The sequence below is a fragment of the Nocardioides sp. Z43_10 genome, assembly GCF_059766615.1.
The window spans coordinates 1-21,890 of sequence record NZ_JCBAJY010000014.1; the positions used below are offsets into that span (position 1 = coordinate 1).

Here is a 21,890-nt window from a genome sequence, read left to right on the forward strand (position 1 = left end):
CCAAGCAGACCAGCTCGAAGAACTCCTCGCGCTCCTCGTAAGGCACGTACCGCTTCGCCATCCACAACACCACCATCGGTCAGCGTTGCTACGACCGATGGAGTCCGCGGCGTTATTTCGCTGTGGTGGTGGACATAACCCCGCGTTACATGGAGCGCGGGGCCCGCGCGGGGGTCAGCGGGCGGTGAGGATCTGGGGGCCGTCGGCGGTGATCGCGATCGTGTGCTCGCTGTGGGCTCCGCGGGAGCCGTCCGCGCTGCGCAGGGTCCAGCCGTCGGGGTCGGTGAAGATCTCGTCGGTGCTGTGCAGGAACCACGGCTCGATCGCGATGACCAGGCCCTCGGGGAGCTTGAAGCCGCGCCCGGCGCGCCCGTCGTTGGGGATGTGCGGGTCGCCGTGCATGGTGCGCCCGACGCCGTGGCCGCCGAACTGGGTGTTGATGCGCAGCCCCGCCTCGCGGGCGACGCCGGCGATGGCGGCGGAGATGTCGCCGATCCGGTTGCCGACGAGCGCGGCGGCGATGCCCGCGGAGAGCGCCCGCTCGGAGACGTCGATGAGGCGCAGGTCCTCCTCGCGCGGGGTACCGACCACGACGCTGACCGCGGAGTCACAGACCCAGCCGTCCACCGCGACCGCGAAGTCGAGGCTGAGCAGGTCGCCGTCGCGCAGCTTGTAGTCGTGGGGGAGGCCGTGCAGCACGGCGTCGTTGACCGAGGTGCACAGCACCTTGCCGAACGGGGAGGCCCCGAACGACGGGTGGTAGTCGATGTAGCACGACTCCGCCCCGCGCTCGCGGATCATCTGGTGGGCCAGGGCGTCCAGCTCGAGCAGGTTCACGCCGACGTCGGCGACCTCGGTGAGCCGGGTGAGGACCTCGGCCACGAAGCGGCCGGCGGGTCGCATCTCCTCGATCTGGCTGGGGGTACGGAGCTCGATCACGGCCCCAGCCTAGGCGGACGGCCCCCTCGCAGCAGAACCGCGCCAGCGAACACCACCCCCAGCTGCCTGCCGCGCCGGTGACCGGCGGGTAACTGGAGATTCCCACGCACCTGGTGCCTGAAGAACTCCAGTTACCTATCGGTAGCGCGCGGCGCGCGCGGCCAGGAGCGCGCTCGGCGCTGATCAGCTCGCCGGACGCTCCGCGCCCACCACCCACATCGCGAAGAACTGCGACCCACCGCCGTACGCATGCCCGAGCGCGCGGCGTACCCCGTCGACCTGGTGCTCGCCGGCCTGCCCGCGGGCCTGCAGCGCGGCCTCGGCGAAGCGGAGCATGCCGGAGGCGCCGATCGGGTTGGAGGAGAGCACCCCGCCCGAGCAGTTCACCGGGATCCGGCCGTCCATCGCGGTCTCGCCGGACTCGGTGAGCTTCCAGCCCTCGCCCTCGGCGGCGAAGCCGAGATTCTCCATCCACATCGGCTCGAACCAGGAGAACGGCACGTAGATCTCCGCCGCGTCGATCTCGTCGAGCGGGTGGGTGATCCCGGCCTGCTTCCACAGCGCCGCCGCCGCCTCCCGGCCCGCCTGCGGGTTGACCTGGTCGCGCTCGGCGGCGGTGGTCGGCTCCGAGCGCATCACGGTGCCGTGGATCCAAGCCGGTGAGGTGGCCGCGCGGGCGGTGTCCTCGTCGGCGATCACCATCGCGCAGGCCCCGTCGGAGGAGGGGCAGGTCTCGTCGTAGCGGATCGGGTCCCACAGCATCTGCGAGGCGAGCACCGACTCCACCGTGGTGTCCTTGTTGCGCAGGTGCGCGTACGGGTTGCGCAGCGCGTTCTGCCGGTCCTTGGCCGCCACGACCGCCCCCACGTGCAGCGGCGCGCCCGAGCGGCGGATGTAGGAGCGCACGTGCGGCGCGAAGTAGCCGCCGGCCCCGGCGTGCACCGGCATGATGAACGGCACCGGCACCGACAGCGCCCACATCGCGTTGGACTCCGACTGCTTCTCGAAGGCCACCGTCAGCACCCGCTTGTGCACCCCGGCCTGCACCAGGGACGCCGCGACGATCGCGGTCGAGCCGCCCACCGACCCGGCGGTGTGCACCCGCAGCAGCGGCTTCCCGGCGGCGCCGAGGGCCTCGGCGAGGTACAGCTCGGGCATCATCACGCCCTCGAACAGGTCGGGGGCCTTGCCGATCACGATCGCGTCGATGTCGGCGAACGTCATCCCGGCGTCCTCGAGGGCCCGGTCGACGGCCTCGCGGCACAGCCCCGCCATCGAGACGTCCAGGCGCTTGGCGCGGTGGTGGGTCTGGCCGACCCCGACCACGGCGGCGAGCTGCTTGCCCATCAGCTGTTCCCTTCCATCACGCACACGAGGTTCTGCTGCAGCACCGGGCCCGAGGTGGCGTGGGCGAGCACCTTGCTCGCCGAGCCCTCCCAGACCCGCCGGGCCGCCTCGCCGATCCGGTTCAGGCCCGCGGTGAACATCGGGTTGGCGACCAGCGCCCCGCCGGAGGGGTTGACCCGGACGTCGTCGGGCAGGCCCAGCGCCGCGCGCAGCACCAGCTCCTGGTGGCTGAACGGCGCGTGCAGCTCGGCCACCTGGACCCCGTCGGTGTCGAGGCCGCGGGCGGCGGCCGCCGTCGAGGCCGAGCGGGTCAGGTCGCGGGCGCCCAGGTGCAGCGGGTCGACGCTGTGGGCGATGCCGGTGATCCAGGCCGGGTGCTGGGTGACGGCGCGGGCCCGGTCGTCGGCGGCGAGGACGATCGCCGCGGCGCCGTCGCTGACCGGGGCGATGTCGTGTTTGCGCAACGGGTCGGCGTACATCGCCCGAGCCAGCAGCTCCTCGACCGAGGAGCCGCCGCTGCGCACGGCGTACTCGTTCTTCTCCGCGTCGCTCAGGGACCGGTTGGCCACCTCGGCCATCGCCCGCTCGTCCCACAGCCCGGCCTCCAGGCCCAGGCGGGCCTGCAGCCCGGCGAGGGAGACGGTGTCGGGCCACAGCGGCGTCATCGTGTAGGGGTCGAGCTGGAGGGTGAGGGTACGGCGCAGCACGCCGGCCGAGGACTTGCCGAAGCCGTAGACCAGCGCGGTGTCGATCTCGCCGGTCTGGATCTTCAGCCACGCCTCGTAGAGCGCCCAGGCGGCGTCCATCTCCACGTGCGACTCGTTGACCGGCGGCAGCGCGCCGATCGCGTCGACGGCCGAGACGAAGGAGAAGGAGCGCCCGGCCAGGTAGTCCGAGGAGCCCGAGCACCAGAACCCGATGTCCTGGCGGGTGAGCCCGGTCTGCTCGTAGAGCTCGGCGAAGATCGGCACCAGCATCTCCACGCAGGTGGGGGAGCCGTCGAACTCCTTCATCTGTCGCTGGGCGAACCCGACGACCGCTACGTCTCTCACAGCCACGTTGTCCTTCGTCTCAGAGGTGCTGCTTGTAGGTGTCGTAGTCCGCGTCCGGCTCCCCGGTCGGGCGGAAGTGGCTGATGTTCTCCACGGTGGTGCCCCACTCCTCGCGCGGGCGCCACACGGCCTCGACGCGCATCCCCATCCGGACCTCCTCGGCGGGCACGTCCAGGATCAGGTGCAGGAAGGCGATGTCGGCGCCGTCGAGGAGCACATAGGCCGACACGTAGGGCGGCTTGATCCGCTGGCCGAGGAACGGCACGTTCACCACGCAGTACGTCGTCACGGTGCCGGTGTGCGCCAGCTCCACCTCCTCGGTGGGGGCGACCCCGTCGACCGGGCAGGCGCTGCGCGGCGGCACGTAGACCTTGTGGCACACCGGGCAGCGCTGGCCGAGGATGCGGCCCTGCTCGAGGCCGCGGAAGAACGCCGACTCCTCCGGCGAGGCGGCGTAGAGGTAGTCCAGCGCGACCGGGGTGACGATGCCGGTGACCGGGTCCTCGGTGGCCGCGAACGGCGTCAGCTCACCGACCACCGCGAGGCTGTCGTCCGGCTCGAAGCAGGCGATGTCGGTGATCACGCCGCTGCGCTCGTCGGCCCAGCGCACCCGGACCCGCATCCCGGCCGAGACCGCGTCGGGGGAGTCCACGTCCAGGGCGTGCAGGAACGGCACGCTCGCCCCGTCGAGGCGGACCAGCGCCCAGGCGAAGGGCCGGTCGAAGGGCTGCCCGGCCACCGGCTCGGGCACCCACGCCCAGGAGACCACCGCGCCGGTGGCGGCGACCTCGACCAGGTCGGCGAGTGGCTCGTGGGTGTGCGGGTCGAACTCCGGCGGCGGCAGGACCACGGATCCGTCGCTGGTGCGGCCCGCGACGAGGCGTCCGTCGCGCAGTCCGGTGAAGAACGCGCCGAGCACGGGGCCGACCGAGCGGGTGTAGTCGAAGGCCACCTGGACGGGGGCCTGCAGGGTGCGGGTCATGGCTCGGAAGTGAAACATGTTCTATTGTGTGTGGCAAGCGTCACGCGGGGCCTGCGGGTCCGGTCACCACAGGAGGTTGGATGAAGCTCGGTCTACAGCTCGGCTACTGGGGAGCGGCTCCCCCCGCCGGTGTCGGGGAGCTGGTGGCGGCGGCCGAGGAGGCCGGCTTCGACGCGATCTTCACCGCCGAGGCCTGGGGCTCGGACGCCTTCACGCCGCTGGCCTGGTGGGGTCGGGACACCTCCCGGCTGCGCCTGGGCACCGCGATCGCGCAGCTCTCGGGGCGCACCCCCACCTCGACCGCGATGCACGCCCTGACCCTGGACCACCTCAGCGGCGGCCGGGTGATCCTCGGCCTCGGCGTGAGCGGCCCCCAGGTCGTCGAGGGCTGGTACGGCCGACCCTTCACCAAGCCGCTCGCGCGAACCCGGGAGTACGTCGACATCGTGCGCCAGGTCCTCGCCCGCGAGGACAAGGTCACCAGCGACGGCCCGCACTACCCGCTGCCCTACCCCGGCGACGACGGGGTGGGGCTGGGCAAGCCGCTCAAGCCGATCGTGCACCCGCTGCGCGCGGACCTGCCGATCTGGATGGGCGCCGAGGGGCCCAAGAACGTCGCGCTGGCCGCCGAGATCGCCGACGGCTGGCTGCCGATCTACTTCTCGCCGCGGATGGCCGACATGTACGCCGGCTGGCTCGACGAGGGCTTCGCGCGCCCCGGCGCACGTCGTACCCGTGAGACGTTCGAGGTCGCCGCCACCTGTCACGTGGTGATCGCCGACGACGAGCGGCAGGCCGCCGCCGCCAGGGACGCCTACCGGCCGTGGCTGGCGCTGTACATGGGCGGGATGGGCGCCAAGGAGCAGAACTTCCACAAGCAGGTCTTCGAGCGGATGGGCTACGCCGACGTGGCCGACCGGATCCAGGAGCTCTACCTCGAGGGCCGTAAGGACGAGGCCAGCGCCCTGGTGCCCGACGAGCTGGTCGACGAGGTCACGATCATCGGCACCCCCGAGCAGGTCCGCGTGGGCGCGCAGCGCTGGGCGGACGCCGGCGTGACGATGCTGCTGCTGACCGCCGACACCCCCCACGACGTACGACGAGCAGCGGAGGTTCTCGCGTGAGCGACACCCAGATCCAGCCCCAGGCCCAGCCCCAGCTCCCCAGCGGTCAGGTCGCCAGCGGCGGGGTCGACCCGATGCGGGTCGGCACCCACAACGGTCACCTGATGGTGGCGGCGCTCAAACGCCACCGCGACGTCCCGGTGATGCACCTGGGCGAGACCACGCTGACCGGCCGGGAGACCGCGGCGCGGATCAGCCAGTACGTGCAGGCCTTCGAACGGCTCGGCGCCGGCGATGGCAGCGGCGCCGCGCTGCTGGCGCTGAACCGCCCCGAGGTGCTGTTCATCCTGGGGGCCGGGCAGACCCAGGGGTTCCGGCGCACCGCGCTGCACCCGCTCGGGTCGCTGGAGGACCACGCCTACGTGATCAACGACGCCGAGATCACCACGCTGGTGATCGACCCGGTGCCGATGTTCGTGGAGCGCGCGCTCGGGCTGCTCGCGCAGTGCCCGGGGCTGCGCCAGGTGCTGACCATCGGCCCGGTCCCCGACGAGCTGGCGGGGGTCGGCACGGACCTGGCCGCGGCGGCCGCGGCGTACGAGCCGGAGCCGCTGGAGGCGGCGACGCTGCCGCCCGACCACGTCGTGTCGATCACCTACACCGGTGGCACCACCGGTCGGCCCAAGGGCGTGATCGGCACGGTGCAGGCGATGACCACGATGTCGCAGATCCAGATGGCGGAGTGGGAGTGGCCCGAGGCGCCGCGGTTCCTGATGTGCACGCCGCTCTCGCACGCGGGGGCCGCGTTCTTCGTGCCGACGGTGCTCAAGGGCGGCTGCTGCTACGTGCTGCCGCGCTTCGACGCCGCGGAGGTGCTGCGCATGATCGAGGAGCAGCGGATCACCGCGACGATGCTGGTGCCCTCGATGCTCTACGCACTGCTCGACCACCCCGACTCGAGGACCCGCGACCTGTCCTCGCTGCAGACCGTCTACTACGGCGCGTCGGCGATCAACCCGGTCCGGCTGCGCGAGGCGATCGACCGGTTCGGGCCGATCTTCGCGCAGTACTACGGCCAGTCCGAGGCGCCGATGGCGATCAGCTACCTGGCCAAGGGCGCCCACGACGACGCGCGGCTGACCTCGTGTGGACGGCCCTCGGCGTTCCTGCGCACCGCGCTGCTCGGCGAGGACGGCCAGCCGGTGCCGGTCGGGGAGCCGGGCGAGATCTGCGTGGCCGGCCCGCTGCTGGCCGGCGGCTACTGGAAGCTGCCCGAGGCCACCGCCGAGACCTTCCGCGACGGCTGGATGCACACCGGCGACGTCGCCCGCGAGGACGAGGACGGCTTCTGGTTCATCGTGGACCGGACCAAGGACATGATCGTGACCGGCGGCTTCAACGTCTATCCGCGCGAGGTCGAGGACGTGATCGCCGAGCATCCCGCGGTCGCGCAGGTCGGCGTGATCGGCACTCCCGACGAGCGCTGGGGCGAGGCGGTGACCGCGATCGTGGTGCTGCGCGAGGAGCACGCCGGCGACGAGGCGTCGCGGGCCCGGGTGGCCACGGAGATCAAGGCGGCGGTCAAGCAGCGCAAGGGCGGGGTGCAGGCGCCCAAGGAGGTCGTCTTCGTGGACGCGCTGCCGCTGACCGCGCTCGGCAAGCCGGACAAGAAGGTGCTGCGCGCGCAGTTCTGGACGGGGGACAGGTCGGTGGGCTGACCGCGCGCCAGAGGGCGCTCGCCCCGAGTACCGTCGAGAGGTGCAGCTTGTCGAGACGGGTGGCCTCACGATCGCCTACCAGCGCGACGGCCAGGGAGCGCCCTTGGTCCTCGTCCACGGCGCCGCTGAGGACAGCCGCATCTGGGCACCGCAGTTCGCGGACCTGAGCGATGAGTTCACCGTCATCGCCTGGGACGAGCCGGGGGCCGGCAGCTCCGCGGACCTTCCGGATGACTTCGCCCTGGCGGACATCGCGGATGCACTCGCTGGGCTGCTGGAGAGCCTTGATCTCGGACCGGCGCACCTGGCCGGCCTCTCCTGGGGCGGCACGGTGCTGCTCGAGCTGTACCGCCGTCACCCTGCGCAGGTGGCGACCCTGATCCTGATCGACACCTACGCCGGGTGGCAGGGATCGCTGCCCGCCGAGGAGGTCCGCGCACGGCTGGCGAGCACGCAGAAGATGCTCTCCGTCCAGGATGAGCCCTTCGACCCCACGCCTCCGGGGCTCTTCGCCAACGACCCGCCGGCAGAGTTCGTCCCCCTGCTCGCGGCCATCGCTGCCGATGTCCGAGCGGACACCCTGCGCCTCCAGCTGCCGATCATGGCGCAGGCCGATCTCAGCGACCTGCTGCCCCGGATCGCCGTCCCGACTCTGCTGATCTGGGGACAGTACGACGCGCGCTCGCCGTTGAGCGTCGCGCACCAGTTCCACGAGGCGATCCCGGACTCGACGCTCGTCGTGATCGACGACGCAGGGCACCTGAGTCACCTGGAACGGCCCGTGCAGGTGAACCAAGCCGTGCGCGCGTTCTGTCGCGCCCATCCGTCGGGATCGGGCTAGCGGAGGGCTGATCCTCTCCACGTCGACACGTCGACCCCCCACGGCGCGGAGCGGAGCGTGGTGCGTTGTGAAGGTCCTCGTCCTCGGCTCCGGGCCGACCGGGGTGCCTGACCGGTGCGGCGCTGGCGGCGCGTGGGCACGAGGTCACCTCGGTGGACCGCGACCCCGGCCCGGCTCAGGACGGCACCTGGCGCCGCCGCGGGGTCATGCAGTTCGAGCATGCCCACGGGTTCCGGCCGCAGGTCTCCGACGTGCTGCGGCGACGCTGGCCGGCGGCGTACGACGCGTGGCTGGGCCCCGGGGCCGAGCAGATGGTGATCGGGGCCCCCGGGGGAGCGGGCCACCTCCATCGGTCACCGCTCGCGGCGCTCGGTCCTGTCCTCTTCGTCTGCCCGACCGCGGATGAGGCGTTGAAGCCGCTGCGGTTCGACGCCGTGTTCGACGCCGCCTGTCGCGCCGTCCCGGCCCTCGCCGCGTGGACCGTTCCCGACCGGGCGCGACCCACCGGCCCGGTGATGGTGGGCGGCGCCCTGCGTAACGTCTACCGATCCCAGCGCGGGCTCGCCGGGCTGGTCGCGCTCGGTGACACCGTGTCGACCACGACGCCGACGCGCGGTCGGGGCGTGGCGATGGCGTTCACCCAGGTCGACGCCCTGCTGCGGGTCCTGGACGACGGCGCGGATCCGGGCCAGGTCGCCGACCCGTTCGGCGACTGGCGCGACGAGTACGTCCGGCCCTGGGTCGAGGACCACATCGTCATCGACGGCGACGCCGTGGCACGCTGGCAAGGTGCCGCGCTCGACCTGGCCCGCCCGCCGTCGACCGAGCGGATCTGCGAGGCGGCCCAGGCCGACCCCCGGATCTACGAGACGGGTTGGCGGGCGCCGTACGCCCCCGGACCGAGCCGCGATCAGCTGGTCGAGGTGATCGACGACGCGGTCTCGTGCGCTGGGGGAGGGGAGTGAGGCTCCCCGGCGCGCTATCTGGCACGCAGATCGTCCTCACCCACCGGACGCAGGAGTCGGCGCAGGTACAGCCCGAGTGGCACGCCCAGGAGTGCCATCGCGAGAACCGCGAATCGTGACGGATCGGGGCTGTCGACGTGCTCGATGCCGTTCGTATCCCAGCGGCACGTGGTGCCTGGCGGCAACCAGCTCCGGTCGGCGCTACCCCACAGTGACGATGCCTGTCCCAGGTCGCACATCAGCGTCGCGTCGTCTCCCAGGGCGAGCCAGAGGATCACCAGGGTGGCGGAGAGTGCTGCAAGAGCGAATGACGCGGCGACCAGCCAACGACCTGGGTAGGTAGACATGCCCGAACCGTACGTGTGCCGCCGAGCCGGCCACCCCAGCGCCGCAGGCGACGACCACGCCCGACAACAACGCAGAGACGACAAGGCGGGTCACAGCGCAGGCATGGGGCGGGCTGCCCGCGAGTGTTCCCCCGACGCTGACTCGCCGCACTCCTCGTTCAAAAGGGGCTGGAAGTCCTCCTGTAGTCCGATCCGGGCTCGCTTCCAGCGTGCTCGACCTCGACGGCAGTCGACAGGCGGAGTGCGCAGGGAAGCGGAGGTCGGGTGCGGGCGACCTTGAGTCACGGTACCACTGGCGGTACCGTAGTCCGTGACTTCCGGCAAGGCGAAGGCCTATCAGGTGCGGCAGGTCCTCGCGGCGATCGATAAGAAGGAGGCACAGTGATGGAGACGCTGAAGCGTCGCTCCGTGAACGCGGAGCACTACACCTACCGGGTTACCTGGTCAGCCGACGATGACGAGTACGTCGCCACCTGCCTCGAGTTTCCCTCGCTGTCCTGGCTGGCAGCGTCTCGCAGCGATGCCATCGACGGTCTCGAGAGACTCGTTGCCGACGTCGTCGAGGAGATGAGCGCCGACGGCGAGGCGGTGCCCCAGCCCCTCTCCGAGCGGAAGTTCTCCGGGACCTTCAACGTCCGGATCGGCGAGCACCTCCATCGCGATCTCGTGATGCACGCGGCCGAGGAGCACATGAGCCTCAACCAGTACGTGTTGCGCAAGCTCGCCTCGAGCTGATGCCGGCGCTGGGCATCACAGCTAGCCAGCACGTGGCTTCGGCACGATGCCCGTGCGGCCCTCCCAGGAGCCGTGCTCGGAGAGGGGACGGAAACGGTAGGTGGCGAACTCGTGGTGGAAGTCGCGGCGCTTGCGCTCGCGCATCGCCGCGGCGTGCCGATCGGGGTCGGGGACGTCCGAGTGCCCGTGGACCATCTCCACCATCTGAGCCACGCTGTGCCAGATCGAGAACGTCGAGATGGTCCGCGGCGGTCGCAGGGCGGCGACCGCGAGCGTGACGCCCGGGTGGTCCCGTACCAGTCGCTCCACGGGCCTGCCGTGACGCAGGAAGCGCGGCACCTCCGGCAGTCGCATCCGGGCCAACGTGACGGCGACCACCGGTTCCTCCTGCTGCCACGTGCCGGCGCGTACCGGCAGGCCCGGCAGCGCGGCGATGCCCGACCACCGGCGGATGAACTCCAGGCGCACGTGCCACCCGTGGGCCAGGGCGCGTCCCAACGCATCGCGGGCGAGGAACTGCGTGAGTGCCTCCTCGTCCTGCCACTGCGCGAAGACGGCCAACCGGGACAGCTGCAGCCGATCGGGCGAGGCCACGGGGGCGCCGAGCCGCATGAGCGAGAGGCACTCGAGGTGGTCGAGGCCGGGCGTCGGGGTGGATGGGGGACGGATCAACGCCCGTGCCCCGACCAACCGCGGGACCTCGGCCAGGTGGAAGCTGTGGATCGTCACGACGCCCGCTCGAGCTTGTAGTGGAGCCGAACCGCCGGCGCGGACCACACCCGCAGCACATGGTCGGTGCGCAGCACGCCGTGGGCGTCGACGTACACGTGGAAGGTCTCGTGCAACGGGATCCGGGCGGCGTGAGCTCGGCGCGCGCGGACGACGACGTAGGCCCCGTCCTCGCCGAACCGGCCACTCGGTGACTCCAGGAGGAGCCCCCCGCAGTCGAGGACGGTGGGGCGAAGGAACACCTGGAGATTGCCGGACTCCAGGGGGAACGCGACGTGCACGCTCGGGCGATCGGCTCCGGGGAGCGTCCGGGCGGAGTAGGCGCCGCTGAACACCGGCCGCCCGTCGCTGCGCAGCGTGCGCGTCCAGGCCGCCGCGACCTGGGCATCGCGGTGGTCGCGGATCGGCGTGACCCGGCTGTCCATCCCGTGAGCAACGTCCAGCGGCCGCATCGGCAGGGCGAGCTGCTCGACACGACGCCCCCACAATCGCGAGACCAGCTCCCCGCCAGGCCAGAAGAACGGCGACCAACCGGTCCACACCTCCATCCGCCAGGACGCCGTGTGCTCGTAGAAGTCGCGCACGTCCGGGTGCAGGCGCCCCGCATCGAAGCCGGGACCGTCGAGGGCGGACATCGACGGCAGCAGCCCGGCGTCCGGGTCCTCGGCTCCCAGCGCGCCTCCGTGCCGCGACGCCTCAGCCTCGAGCCACTCGTTGCTGACTCGCGGCGACCGACTCACCGGCGCGTCGAGCCACCGCTCGCGGCCGTCGAGGTCGACGCTTCGACCGGTGACCTGCCAGAACTTCCGGGACCAGAGATCCAGCATGTGGGGCACGAACCGGATTGTGTCGTAGTCACCGCCGAGGCGTCCCCGGACTTCGGATTCCCGAGGGTGTGACGTGCGCCGACTCGACGTGGGCCTCGGCGGCGGCCCGGTCCCGGCGCCGCACACGATCAACGTCCGCGGCGCCTGAATGAGGGGGCACGGCCGCTATCTGGAGGCCCTGTCCACCTACATCCGGCGCCGCCTGACCCAGGCCGCGCTGACGGGATCACCGTGCAGGGGCCGGAGGGATGCGGGGGTTCACACTGCCGCGGCGACCAGGCTGGCCACCAGCACCAGGGGAAGCGAGACGACGGCGCCGAGCGAGGTGGCCAGCGTCAGCGTCTTCAGGCTGCCCTTGGTGGAGAGGTCGAGGAGGGTGGTGAACATCCAGAAGAAGTTGCTGTTCACGTGCAGGGCGAACATCGCGCCCGATGCGATCGCCAGTGCGATCACGACCGGATCGACGCTGAGGGATCCGACGATCGGCGAGATGATGCCGGCGGCGGTGATCGCCGCGACCGACACCGAGCCGATCGCGAAGTGCAGCAGGGCCGCGATGAACCAGGCCAGCAGGATGCTGAGGATCACCGGAGCGCCCTCGTCGACGGAGAAGAGGTCCTTCAGCGTCACCTCCATGCCGCTGGCGGCGATGACGGCGCCGAGCGACCCACCCACGCCGGTGACCAGCAGGATCTCGCCGGTGGTCTGGAACCCGTTGGCGAGAACCCGGCCGACCCCGTCGGCGCCCAGGGACCACCGGACCATGCCGAACGCGATCAGCAGCCCGACGAAGAGCGCGATGTTGGCGTCGCCGAGGAAGGCGAGGACCGGGTTGGAGCCGCCCGCCACGTCGGTGACCGCGCCGGCGCCGATGAGCAGCAGCGGCACGAGGATCGGGAGCAGCCGCACCCACAGGCTGAGCCGGGCCGCCTCCTGGGCGACCGGCGCGCCCTCGGCCTCAGCCGGATCGTGCTCGGGGTCCGGCAGCGCGTCGGGGTCCAGGTCGGTCTCGTTGTTCCAGAAGCCGCGGCTCAGCAGCAGTCGGAACAGGAGCGTGGTGATCAGCGCGGTGGCCAGGCCGATCGGCAGCCCGTAGAGCAGGTACTCGCCGAGCGGCACGTCCATCAGCCCGGCGATCGCCACGGCCGCGAGGCCCGGCACCACGAACACGTACCCGGCGAAGATGCCGATGGCCATCGACCCGGCCAGCCACGGCAGGCCGAGGCGGCGGTCCACGGCATGGGCCGACTCCTTGGCCATCGGCGCCGCCAGGACGACCTGCACATCGACGTAGATGGAGGGGAAGATCGCCGAGAGCGTGGCGGCCATCGCGTACGGCAGCCGGCGGCCCACCCGTCGGGCCAGGATCTCCACCAGGTCCGCGAAGGTGCCCATCGCGTGCAGCAGCGCCCCGATCAGCACGCCGAACCCGATCAGCAGACCGACCTCGGCCATGATCTCGCCGAAGCCCCCGGTGATCAGCGTGACCGTGCCCTCGGCCCCCTGCTCGGTGGCGAGCCCCAGGTAGACGCAGGACAGCAGCAGCGCGATGACGGGGTCGATCTTGAACCGGATGATGAGCAGGATCGCGGCCAGGATCGCGATGGCCGAGTGCACGATCTCCATGGGGGCTCCCTGACGCTCGCTGTGACGGACGCCACCAAACTAGGGGACCCGCCCGCAAAGAGCGACGACCCCCGCCGGTCGGGACCTCAGCGGGCGGCCGCCGGCACGCCCGGGGCGCCGAGGCCACCGGGGGAGCCCCGCAGCTCTCGGTACTCCTGGGGGCTGCGCCCGAACTCTCGCTTGAACGCCGCGCTGAGCGCGAACGGGCTGCCGTACCCGACCCGGCGGGCGATCGCGGTGAGGGTGGCGTCGGACTCCAGGAGCAGGTCCGCCGCGAGTCGCAGCCGTCGCTGGGTGAGGTAGGCGATCGGCGGCTGGCCGAGGAGCTCGGCGAAGCGGCGCCCGAGGGCCGCCCTGCTGACCCCGGCCCGGGTAGCGAGCTCGGCCACGCTCCAGGGGTGCTCGGGAGCCGCGTGCAGCAGCCCCAGCGCCGTGCCGACGACGGGATCGGTCTGGGCGCGGTACCAGCCGGGCACCTCGCCCGCCCTCCCGTTGAACCAGGTGCGCAGGGCGGCGATCAGCACGACGTCGAGGAGCCGGTCCAGCACCGCGCGCTGCCCGGGCGCGTCGACGGTCGCCTCGGCGGCGAGAACGTGCGGAAGGGGCGAGGACCAGCTGTCCCTGCGCACCACCGCCACGTCCGGCAGCGCCGCCATCAGCGGGCGGCCGGTCTCGCCGGTGTGCTGGTAGGTGCCGGTGAGCAGCACCGTCTCGCCGCGCAGCCCCGGACCCCAGGTGCGCACGCCACGTCCCCACAGCTCTGCCAGCGGGCTCTGGTCCTCGGTGCTGGTGCAGCTGCCCCCGGGACCGACCACCACCTGCACCGGCGAGGCCGAGTCGTCGCAGACGGTGTAGTGCGCCGGCCCCCGCACGATCGCCAGGTCCCCGGATCGCAGCTCGTGGCGCTCGCCGGCGTCCGTCACGAGCCAGCCGCCACCGCGGACCACGAAGACCAGGGCGAGCGCCGCCTCGTCCTCGATGCGCAGGCTCCACGGCGCGTCGAGCAGGGAGCGCAGCAGGAACGCGCCACGGGCCCGGGGCCCCTCCAGCAGCACGTCGAGCATGTCCATCCCCGCAGGCTAGTAGGAGACGGCGATCGCCCGGCCGACTCCGGCGGGTTCGCGGAGCTGCCGCAGGAGGGCGTGCGCGACGTCGGCGCGCGAGATCTTCAAGGTGGTGCTGCGGTCGTCAGGACCGAAACCGTGCCGGTAGCTCGCGGTCAGCGGACCGTCGGTGAAGGCCGCGGGCCGCAGGATCGTCCAGTCCAGCGTGCTCGCGCGGACCACGTCCTCCTGGCGCTGGTGGTCGGCGTACGCCCGACGCAGCAGCAGCCCGAACAACAGGTGCTTCCAGACGAGGTCGAGGGGGTCGTGGGACATGGGACTCTCCGATCGGTCGGTGGATCAGGCGGTGGGTCGGTGTTGGGGTGTCAGTGGACGCGCGCCAGGGCCAGGGCCAGGCATGCGAAGGAGCCGGTGGCGGTCACCGTGCGAACGATGTTCCACAGCACCCAGCGCTGCTCGAAGCGCGCGCGGGCCTCGGCGATCACCTGTGCTCCGGCGCCGGGCGGGAGATCTGCGAGGTACCGGTTCAGCGGCAGGTGCACCGCCGCGGTGATCACCACGGTGGCGATGGCCAGCGCGAGGGCCGCCGCCAGCAGGACGGCCGCCGCAGGGCGTTCAGCGGTGAGCGCCAGGATCAGCGCCACCCCGACCAGCGCCGGCGCCAGCGTGAACGGCGCCATGAACCAGGGGTTGTAGACCGCCCGGTCCAGGGCCCGGAACCCGGCGATGAAGCCGTCGTCGTCCGCCGTGGCCAAAGCAGGCATCACGGTGTGGGCGAAGGCGGCCAGGAAACCGGCGGTGAGCCCGTTGGCCACCACCGCGACCGCCAGGGTCGGCGTCAGGAGTGCGCTGGTCATGTCCCTCAGCGTGTCGACCGGTGGAGCGTTCTGGAATGGCTCACCCGCTCATCGCCATGCGCCAAACACCCGTCGAGGCGTATTCCGCGAAGACACGTCAGGCCGTAGCGTGGAGTTACGTCGATCGCGCCTGGGAGAGCCGATGAACCAGCTGACGCCGTACCTGTGCGTGGGCGACGCGCGCGCCGCCATGAAGTGGTACGCCGACGTGCTGGGCGCCGAGGTCTCCGTCGAGCCGATCATGATGGACGACGGGCGCATCGGGCACGTCGAGATGGCCGCCGCCGGTGCCCGGTGGATGATGGCCGACCCGTTCCCCGACACCGGCGTGGAAGCACCTGACGCGAGCAGGGGCTCCGCGGTCACGCTGCACCTCGAGGTGCCGGATGTCGACGTGCTGCTCGCCCAGGTGACGGGCTCGGGAACCGCCCTCGACCGAGGCCCGGAGGATGGGCCGGCCGGTCGGGTGGCGGTGTTCCGGGACCCCTTCGGTCATCGCTGGCTCGTCAACCAGCCCCGCCCCTGACTTCGCCTCCGCGGTCGCCCCACCCCGCCGCCCCGCCGTACGGCCTCGCCACGTCGCCGCTGCTTGTAACGCGGGGTTATGTCCACTACCTCGGCGGTATTTCGCTGCGGTAGTGGTGATAACCCCGCGTTACAAGCCGGGCGTGGGGGGTGCTCGCGTCGGCGGGGGAGGCCGGGCCGGGTCGACGCTGAGGTGGAGCACGGCCCCTTTCCACCTCCCTGCAGCCTCGGTAGAGTCCCGCGAAAGTCCGCACACACCCCCACGCGACGTACCCGAACCGCCCGACGACTCGGCACCGTGGTCACCGCCCTGGCGCTGCTGGCACCGATCCCCGCCGCCCAGGCCGCCCCACCGGAGGACGCCCGCCGGATGCCCGGCAAGGTGTTCGCGGCCTACGAGTACGGCTGGTATCCGATCGCCTTCGTGGACCACTTCGTCGAGCCGCTGGAGTCCTATTGGGACGTCGACGGTCGCGGTTCGGTCCGCACGCAGAACGGGATGATCACCGTCGAGAGCACCGGCCGCGGAAGCATCGGCGCCACCCTGCGCACCAAGGCGCACGACCGGGGAAGGTGGGAGATCCGGCTGCGCGGGCGCCGCTACGAGACCGCGCACCGCAACTACACCGTCGCCGCCGAGCTGATCCCGGCCGGGGCGCGTGCGCAGAACTGCGGCGCGCGCAACGTCTCGCTCGCCAGCTTCAAGCCCACCGGCAACACCGTCAAGCAGTACGCCCGGACCCTGCCGAACCGCTCCTTCACCAGCACCCGCAAGAACATCAACCTCACCAATGACTACTGGCACACCTACGCCGTCGAGGTGACGCCGCGACGGATCTCCTGGTTCATCGACGGCAAGGTGCGTGCCACCGAGCGCCGCAAGGCCGCACTCTCCGGTGTGCCGCTGACCCTGCGCCTGCAGCTCCAGGCCGCCCCCGGCAAGCGGATGAACCGCAGCCGTCTCCAGGTCGACACGGTGCGCTACTTCTCGCTGAAGAGCCCCAACGACAAGTCGATCCGCGCCGCTCAGCCGACCCAAGGCACGCACCGCGGCGCCTGCTGACCACCCGCGGCGGTGGCGGTCCAGTGACCGCCACCTCCGCGCGGCCTACGCGACGGCGGCCCGCACCAGCTCCTCGACCCTGCGCTCCACCGCCGGGCTCCACGCGGTGATCGCATACGAGACCGACCACATGTCGCCGTCGTCGAGCCGGGCGTTGTCCTGGAAGCCGATGGTCGCGTAGCGGGCCTTGAACTTCCCCGCGTCCTGGAAGAACACGAGCGGCTTGCCGTCCAGATCGGCGTACGCCGGCATCCCGTACCAGGTCTTCGGGGCCAGGTCGGGCGCCGCCCGCGTCACGGCGACGTGCACGCGCTCGGCCAGCGCGCGGTCCTCCGGGTCCATCTGGGCGATCCGGTCCAGCAGCGCCTTGAGGCCGTCGGCCTTCTTGGCGCCCTTCCTGCCCTCGGCGCGCAGCTCGGCCGCGCGCTCCTTCATGGCGGCGCGCTCCTCGGCAGTGAACCCGTCCGACCCGGTGTCGGTCTTCTGCGCGGACATCGTGACTCCTCTCGTCGTGGGGGCCGGCGGTCGCCGGCGCCGCAACTACGACGCTAGGCCCGCACCCGCCGCGGCGCTTCTCGATTCCTGACCACCGTCGAGAGGTGTCCGGTTCAGGCGTCCCGCCGGATCCAGCCGCGCTCGAGTCCCTCGTCGACGAGCCGTCCGGTGAGCGAGCCCAGCGTGCTCGAGGCGGCGGCGACGCCGGCCTCCCGGGCGCGCACGGCGCTCTCGGTGGCGCCCGGGAGTCGCCAGGTGCCCCCGTGGTTGAGCCAGTTGAGCACCATCGGCTCGAGCCGGTCGATGCCCTTGCAGAACCGGGCCTCGGGGGTCTGCCCGGCCTCGAACTCGTCCCACAGCGCGCGTACGCCGCTGGCCTGGTCGGCCGGCAGCAGCGTGAAGAGCCGGTCGGCCGCCGCCTGCTCGCGCTCGACCTGGCCGACCACGGCGGCCGCGTCGAAGACCGGGCTGTCACCGGCGTAGATCTCCACCAGGTCGTGGATGATCACCAGCTTCATCGCGTGCCCGACATCGATCGGCTCGTCGGCGTGCTCTGCAAGCAGCAGCACCATCAGCGCCAGGTGCCAGGAGTGCTCCGCGTCGTTCTCCCTGCGGTCGGCGGCGGCGAGCGGCGAGGCCCGCAGGATGGTCTTGAGCTTGTCGGCCTCGGCGATGAAGCTCAGCTGCTCGCGCAGGCGCTGCGGAATGTCCTCGGGCAGCGGGCTGCGCTCGATCATCAGGCCGGGGTCGTCCTCGGATTCGGGCACGACGCTGAGCCTAGGACACCACCGGGACCCGGGAGGGCGTGCTCGGTAATCCACTGGATGATCCGTGCCGGCCGTGCGAGGATCCTGCGCAGTGGCGCCGCCCAGCGCCCAGCCCGCGCGTCGGCCCCAGTCCGAGCGAGGTGGCGAAGGGGAGCAGATCCTCGGGCGCTCGGCTGGCACTCGTCGCTCCACACACTGCGGCGTACTGGGGACGCGGCGCAGGCGAGGTGAGGACAGTGACCAAGGATCGCGACTTCAAGCAGGTCGTCCGGGCGAGGATGATCCGGACGGGCGAGACGTACACCGCCGCCCGTGCGGCGATCGCGCAGCGGGCCGCGCCGATGACGGCGGTGGCTGCAGACAGCGCCCACGACTCGGCCCACGACACGGCGTACGACGAGGCGCGCCGCGACCAGGAGCGCCTGGTCGCACGCCTGTTCACCGAGGGCCGGCTGGCCCGGATCCCGGCCAAGCGGAAGACCCGGGCGGCCGCTCTGCTGGAGGTGCTGACCCGCTTCGAACCCGGCCGGGTCTACACCGAGCCCGAGGTCAACGCGGTGCTCCTCGGCGTCCACGAGGACTTCGCCTACCTGCGACGCGAGCTGGTGAACTACCACTACCTCGAGCGCGGCGAGGGGCGCTACCGCGTGGTCGCCCGGGCGCCCGAGCGGGCACGGCACCAACGCCAGGAGCTACCGGCCTGGGAGGCCGCCTGGCTGCCGGGCTTCGTGCACGGAGGGTCCGCGCCGGGGGCTTCGGCCCCCTCGGGTCCTCAGCAGACGCGGTCCGGGTGATCGAGCAGGGTCTCGGCGATGCTGCGGGCGAGCGTGACGGTGCCGTCTCGCTCGTCTCGCAGCCGCATGGCCAGCCGCCCCGAGACCACGAGCGTCAGCGCCTCGGCGAGGCTCGCCGCGTGGGAGCCGACCAGCGGCGTGGCCAGCTCGGTCAGCCGACTGCGTAGCGCCTCCGACTCCTGCTGGAGCGCCGCGGCCAGGACCGGCGGCGGGGCGGGGTACTCGGCTGCGGTGCCCAGGAAGGCGCACCAACGGGCGGCGCCCGGTCGCCGTTGGAACCGGTCCAGGGCGTCGAAGACGGCCAGCAGCCGGGCCCGCGCGTCGGGCGCCTCGGCGACCGCGTCGTCCCACACCGACAGCCACTCGCGATGGCGCCGCTCCAGCGCCGCGGCCACCAGGCCCTCCTTGCTGCCGTAGGCGCGGTAGAGCGTCGCGGGGGAGACGCCGGCGCGCGCCAGGATCTCGTCGACCGGGGTGTTGATGACCCCGTGGTCGAAGAGCAGCTCCTCGGCGGCGTCGAGGAGCTTGGTCTGCGTGCTGGTGCGAGTGGCCACCCGGTTAGCCTAGACTCGACAAAGTGAAACGTACGTTATCGTTTGGTGGACGTCGTGAGTCGGCTCTGGTGCTCGCCGGCATGGGCCTGATCGCGGCCACCTACGGACTGGTCCGGCTGGCCTACGGACTGTTCCTGCCCGACATCCAAGCCTCGCTGTCGATGAGCTCCGCGACCGCCGGCTACGTGTCCTCGGGCGCCTCGCTCGCCTACTGCGCCGGCGCGCTGTTCGGCCTCGCCGGCGGGGACCGGTCGCGCGCCCTCGTCCTGGGCGCGTTGGGGACCGCCTCGCTGGGATCGGCCGGCATGGCGTTCGCGCCGGGGCTGAGCCTGTTCGTGCCGGCCGTGATCCTGAGCTCGACCGGCGCCGGGCTGGCCTCCCCGGGGCTGGTGGCCATCGTCGCGCGCACGATCGCCGAGCCGCACCGGGACCGGGCCCAGGCCGTGGTGAACGCCGGCACCGGACCGGGCCTGGTGGCCGCTGGGCTGCTCGCGCTGGTGCTGTTGCCGCAGTGGCGGCTGGGGTTCGCGATCAGCGCCGTCGTCACCACGGTGCTGGGGATCGGCGTCCTGGTTCTGGACCGCCGCGGCGCCGCCTGCGCGGCGCAGGCGTCCCGGCGGCGTGGCGGGGGCTGGCTGCGGGAGTTGCTGGCACCGGCCAGCGCCGCCGCGCTGCTCGGGGCCGCGTCGGCGGTGGTGTGGACCTATGGCCGGGCCCAGCTGGTCGCCGAGGGTGCCAGCGACTCCTCCTCCACCCTCGCGTGGATGGCCCTGGGCGGGGGCGGGGCGGCCACCGTGCTCACCTCCCGGGCGTTGTCGCGGCTGCTGCCCGCGCGGGCGTGGCTGCTCACCGCGGCCAGCGTGGCCGTGGCGATCGCCGTACTCGGGCTGGCCCCCGGCCACCTGGCGGCGGCCGTCGTGGCGTGCGTCGTATTCGGGTGGGGCTTCGTCGCCGCGACGTCCGCGCTGATCGCCTGGACCACGCTCCTTGCGCCGGAGCACGCGGCGCGCGGCACCTCGTTGCTCTTCGTCACCCTCGTCCTGGGACAGGCGGGCGGCTCGTCGGCGGCTGGGAGCGTCGCGGAGGGTTACGGGCTGCCCACCGCGTTCCTGCTCGCCGCCGCCACCGCCGTACTGGCTGCCTCGTGCGGACAGCGCAGCACTACGCGTGCCGCCCGGCGGGAGGTCGACGCGCGCGTCGACCAGGCCGTCGGCGACGGCGCGGGACCCGGCTAGCGCAACGGCTGGCTCGCCCGCGACGCGTCGGCGCCGGAGCTGGAGTCCCGGGACTCGTCGTGCATGCCGTGCCAGTCCAGGACCAGCACGGTGGCGTCATCCTGCAGCGCGTGTCCGGCAGCCGCAAGCGCGCTGTCGGCCAGCGCGCGGACCACCTCCCGGGGATGCAGGCCGCGGGAGTCCCGGATGGCGCTGGGCAGGTCGGCGCCGGCGACGTTGCGCTCGAGCATGCCGTCGGTCACGAAGACGACCCGGTCCCCGGGCTCGAGGGCCACCTGGGTGCTGGCGTAGGTGCTGTCGGCGAACATCCCCAGCGGCAGGCTGATGCTCAGCTCGGGCGAGGTCAGCGCGGAGCCGCGCAGCAGGTACGGCGCGACGTGCCCCGCGTTGACGATCTCGAGCGAGCCGGTGCGCAGCTCGAGCCGGGCGATCAGGCCGGTGACGAAGTCGTCACCCGCGCGACTCGCCGCCTGCTCGGACAGGGCGATGTTGGTCGCCGAGACCTGCTCGCGCAGCGACATGCCGCGCCGGCGGGCCCCTCGCAGACCTCCCAGGCACACGCTCGCGGTCAGCGCGGCGTCGACGCCGTGCCCCATCGCATCGGTCAGCGACAGGTGCAGCGAGTCGCGAGCCAGGCTGTAGTCGAACGTGTCGCCGCCGATGCTGGCAGCCGGCTCCAGCCAGCCGGACAGCGTGAACGCCGCCGCCTCGCACGTGCGCGCCTCGGGGAGCAGCCGCTGCTGGATCTCCGCGGACAGGCTGAAGGCCCGGCTGCGCTGACCCCACTCGAACAGGTCGGTGTGGCGCCGGTTCGCGATCACCACGAAGGCGAGGATGTGCGCGACCTGGGCGATCTCCGCGACCACCTCCGGGTCGGGTGCGCCAGGAAGGTACATCTCGAGTAGGCCGATGGTCTCGCCCCGCTCGGTCACGGGCGCGAGCACCCGCCACGGGCCGGGGTGCTCGCCGGTGCCGTCGGGGGCGAGCACCTGGACGGCTTGGGTGCGAACGGCCTGCTCCTCCGGGCCGCCGTCGAAGGGCACCACCGTGGCCGACTCCTCGTCCTCGCGGCGCTCGCGATCGACCTGCGCGTCGGGAAGGTGCGGCGCGGACGCGCGCGACACGTGCGCCAGACGCACCAGGGCTCGCCCGGAGAGGTCGGTGATCAGGAAGGAGACGGCCGCCGCGCCGAACGCGCGTCCGAGCTCCCGGGCGACGCCCTCGACCGCCTCGACCGGTGAGGCCGCCTCTGCGGCCTCCAGCACGCGTCCGACGTCTGTGAGCCTGCGCCGACGCATCATGCCGCGGAGCATAGCGGCAGGCTATCGGCCCCCGGACGCCGTACCCGGGCGTGGTCAGCGGCC

The 21,890-nt window shown here is 72.3% G+C and carries 24 protein-coding genes; 9 read left to right on the forward strand and 15 right to left on the reverse strand.

Features of this window, described 5'->3' with window-relative positions; translation table 11 throughout:
- Positions 1–174: 174 nt before the first annotated feature.
- From map to AC6EI4_RS18825, 4 genes are all read right to left on the reverse strand, one after another.
- Positions 175–939, reverse strand: coding sequence for a type I methionyl aminopeptidase (gene map / locus AC6EI4_RS18810; RefSeq protein WP_498423117.1), 765 nt, complete (start codon positions 937–939; stop codon positions 175–177).
- Between the two features lie 183 nt (positions 940–1,122).
- On the reverse strand, positions 1,123–2,286 hold the full coding sequence (locus tag AC6EI4_RS18815; protein WP_498452399.1) for a thiolase family protein: 1,164 nt from the start codon (positions 2,284–2,286) through the stop codon (positions 1,123–1,125).
- Positions 2,286–3,338 carry a thiolase family protein gene (locus AC6EI4_RS18820; protein ID WP_498452400.1) on the reverse strand — a complete coding sequence of 351 codons (1,053 nt, stop codon included), beginning with the start codon at positions 3,336–3,338 and terminating at the stop codon, positions 2,286–2,288. Before AC6EI4_RS18820 ends, AC6EI4_RS18815 begins: the two co-directional genes overlap by 1 nt.
- Positions 3,339–3,357: 19 nt before the next feature.
- Entirely contained in the window at positions 3,358–4,320 is a 963-nt protein-coding gene (locus tag AC6EI4_RS18825; RefSeq protein ID WP_498423111.1) for a Zn-ribbon domain-containing OB-fold protein, read from the reverse strand.
- 80 nt (positions 4,321–4,400) lie between these two features.
- Between AC6EI4_RS18825 and AC6EI4_RS18830 the strand changes: the two genes are divergently transcribed.
- The 4 genes from AC6EI4_RS18830 (at position 4,401) to AC6EI4_RS18845 (ending at position 8,908) form a co-directional block, all read left to right on the forward strand.
- Complete coding sequence (locus AC6EI4_RS18830; RefSeq protein ID WP_498452401.1) at positions 4,401–5,444, forward strand: LLM class F420-dependent oxidoreductase; 1,044 nt, start codon at positions 4,401–4,403, stop codon at positions 5,442–5,444.
- On the forward strand, positions 5,441–7,102 hold the full coding sequence (gene fadD8 / locus AC6EI4_RS18835) for a fatty-acid--CoA ligase FadD8 (protein WP_498452402.1): 1,662 nt from the start codon (positions 5,441–5,443) through the stop codon (positions 7,100–7,102). Before AC6EI4_RS18830 ends, fadD8 begins: the two co-directional genes overlap by 4 nt.
- A gap of 40 nt (positions 7,103–7,142) precedes the next feature.
- A complete protein-coding gene (locus AC6EI4_RS18840; RefSeq protein ID WP_498452403.1) occupies positions 7,143–7,943 on the forward strand; it encodes an alpha/beta fold hydrolase in 801 nt (266 codons plus the stop codon).
- A 152-nt stretch (positions 7,944–8,095) separates the two neighbouring features.
- Entirely contained in the window at positions 8,096–8,908 is an 813-nt protein-coding gene (locus AC6EI4_RS18845) for a hypothetical protein (protein ID WP_498452404.1), read from the forward strand.
- Between the two features lie 14 nt (positions 8,909–8,922).
- Here AC6EI4_RS18845 and AC6EI4_RS18850 read toward each other — a convergent pair whose 3' ends face one another.
- Positions 8,923–9,255 (reverse strand): hypothetical protein, encoded by a 333-nt coding sequence (locus AC6EI4_RS18850; RefSeq protein ID WP_498423101.1) that lies wholly within the window; start codon positions 9,253–9,255, stop codon positions 8,923–8,925.
- Between the two features lie 384 nt (positions 9,256–9,639).
- Here AC6EI4_RS18850 and AC6EI4_RS18855 point away from each other — a divergent pair, with 384 nt between their 5' ends.
- Positions 9,640–9,990 carry a type II toxin-antitoxin system HicB family antitoxin gene (locus AC6EI4_RS18855; protein WP_498423099.1) on the forward strand — a complete coding sequence of 117 codons (351 nt, stop codon included), beginning with the start codon at positions 9,640–9,642 and terminating at the stop codon, positions 9,988–9,990.
- Positions 9,991–10,011: 21 nt separating this feature from the next.
- Here the strand turns inward: AC6EI4_RS18855 and AC6EI4_RS18860 are convergent, their stop codons facing one another.
- The 6 genes from AC6EI4_RS18860 to AC6EI4_RS18885 all read right to left on the reverse strand — a co-directional run bounded on the left by AC6EI4_RS18860 (position 10,012) and on the right by AC6EI4_RS18885 (position 15,093).
- Positions 10,012–10,719, reverse strand: coding sequence for a hypothetical protein (locus tag AC6EI4_RS18860; RefSeq protein ID WP_498452405.1), 708 nt, complete (start codon positions 10,717–10,719; stop codon positions 10,012–10,014).
- Entirely contained in the window at positions 10,716–11,546 is an 831-nt protein-coding gene (locus AC6EI4_RS18865) for a hypothetical protein (RefSeq protein ID WP_498423140.1), read from the reverse strand. The genes AC6EI4_RS18860 and AC6EI4_RS18865 overlap by 4 nt, the downstream gene beginning before the upstream one ends.
- Positions 11,547–11,804: 258 nt before the next feature.
- Positions 11,805–13,172 (reverse strand): GntP family permease, encoded by a 1,368-nt coding sequence (locus AC6EI4_RS18870; protein WP_498452406.1) that lies wholly within the window; start codon positions 13,170–13,172, stop codon positions 11,805–11,807.
- 86 nt (positions 13,173–13,258) lie between these two features.
- A complete protein-coding gene (locus AC6EI4_RS18875) occupies positions 13,259–14,242 on the reverse strand; it encodes an AraC family transcriptional regulator (RefSeq protein WP_498452407.1) in 984 nt (327 codons plus the stop codon).
- A 9-nt stretch (positions 14,243–14,251) separates the two neighbouring features.
- A complete protein-coding gene (locus tag AC6EI4_RS18880; RefSeq protein ID WP_498452408.1) occupies positions 14,252–14,551 on the reverse strand; it encodes an NAD(P)-dependent oxidoreductase in 300 nt (99 codons plus the stop codon).
- Between the two features lie 50 nt (positions 14,552–14,601).
- A complete protein-coding gene (locus tag AC6EI4_RS18885) occupies positions 14,602–15,093 on the reverse strand; it encodes an anthrone oxygenase family protein (protein ID WP_498452409.1) in 492 nt (163 codons plus the stop codon).
- A 142-nt stretch (positions 15,094–15,235) separates the two neighbouring features.
- Between AC6EI4_RS18885 and AC6EI4_RS18890 the strand changes: the two genes are divergently transcribed.
- Complete coding sequence (locus AC6EI4_RS18890) at positions 15,236–15,619, forward strand: VOC family protein (protein WP_498452410.1); 384 nt, start codon at positions 15,236–15,238, stop codon at positions 15,617–15,619.
- A gap of 297 nt (positions 15,620–15,916) precedes the next feature.
- On the forward strand, positions 15,917–16,681 hold the full coding sequence (locus AC6EI4_RS18895) for a hypothetical protein (protein WP_498452411.1): 765 nt from the start codon (positions 15,917–15,919) through the stop codon (positions 16,679–16,681).
- 45 nt (positions 16,682–16,726) lie between these two features.
- Here AC6EI4_RS18895 and AC6EI4_RS18900 read toward each other — a convergent pair whose 3' ends face one another.
- Both AC6EI4_RS18900 and AC6EI4_RS18905 read right to left on the reverse strand, forming a co-directional pair.
- The gene (locus AC6EI4_RS18900) at positions 16,727–17,176 is read right to left on the reverse strand and encodes an iron chaperone (protein WP_498423085.1); all 450 of its coding nucleotides are present in this window, start codon (positions 17,174–17,176) and stop codon (positions 16,727–16,729) included.
- A gap of 113 nt (positions 17,177–17,289) precedes the next feature.
- Positions 17,290–17,943, reverse strand: a complete 654-nt coding sequence (locus AC6EI4_RS18905; RefSeq protein WP_498452412.1) for an HD domain-containing protein — start codon at positions 17,941–17,943, stop codon at positions 17,290–17,292.
- A gap of 236 nt (positions 17,944–18,179) precedes the next feature.
- Here AC6EI4_RS18905 and AC6EI4_RS18910 point away from each other — a divergent pair, with 236 nt between their 5' ends.
- Positions 18,180–18,737 (forward strand): DUF2087 domain-containing protein, encoded by a 558-nt coding sequence (locus AC6EI4_RS18910; protein ID WP_498452413.1) that lies wholly within the window; start codon positions 18,180–18,182, stop codon positions 18,735–18,737.
- Here AC6EI4_RS18910 and AC6EI4_RS18915 read toward each other — a convergent pair.
- On the reverse strand, positions 18,716–19,291 hold the full coding sequence (locus AC6EI4_RS18915; protein WP_498452414.1) for a TetR/AcrR family transcriptional regulator: 576 nt from the start codon (positions 19,289–19,291) through the stop codon (positions 18,716–18,718). The two genes, AC6EI4_RS18910 and AC6EI4_RS18915, sit on opposite strands and share 22 nt — an antisense overlap.
- Before the next feature lie 23 nt (positions 19,292–19,314).
- Here AC6EI4_RS18915 and AC6EI4_RS18920 point away from each other — a divergent pair, with 23 nt between their 5' ends.
- On the forward strand, positions 19,315–20,526 hold the full coding sequence (locus tag AC6EI4_RS18920) for an MFS transporter (RefSeq protein ID WP_498452415.1): 1,212 nt from the start codon (positions 19,315–19,317) through the stop codon (positions 20,524–20,526).
- Here AC6EI4_RS18920 and AC6EI4_RS18925 read toward each other — a convergent pair.
- Complete coding sequence (locus AC6EI4_RS18925) at positions 20,523–21,839, reverse strand: PP2C family protein-serine/threonine phosphatase (RefSeq protein WP_498452416.1); 1,317 nt, start codon at positions 21,837–21,839, stop codon at positions 20,523–20,525. The two genes, AC6EI4_RS18920 and AC6EI4_RS18925, sit on opposite strands and share 4 nt — an antisense overlap.
- Between the last annotated feature and the right edge of the window lie 51 nt (positions 21,840–21,890).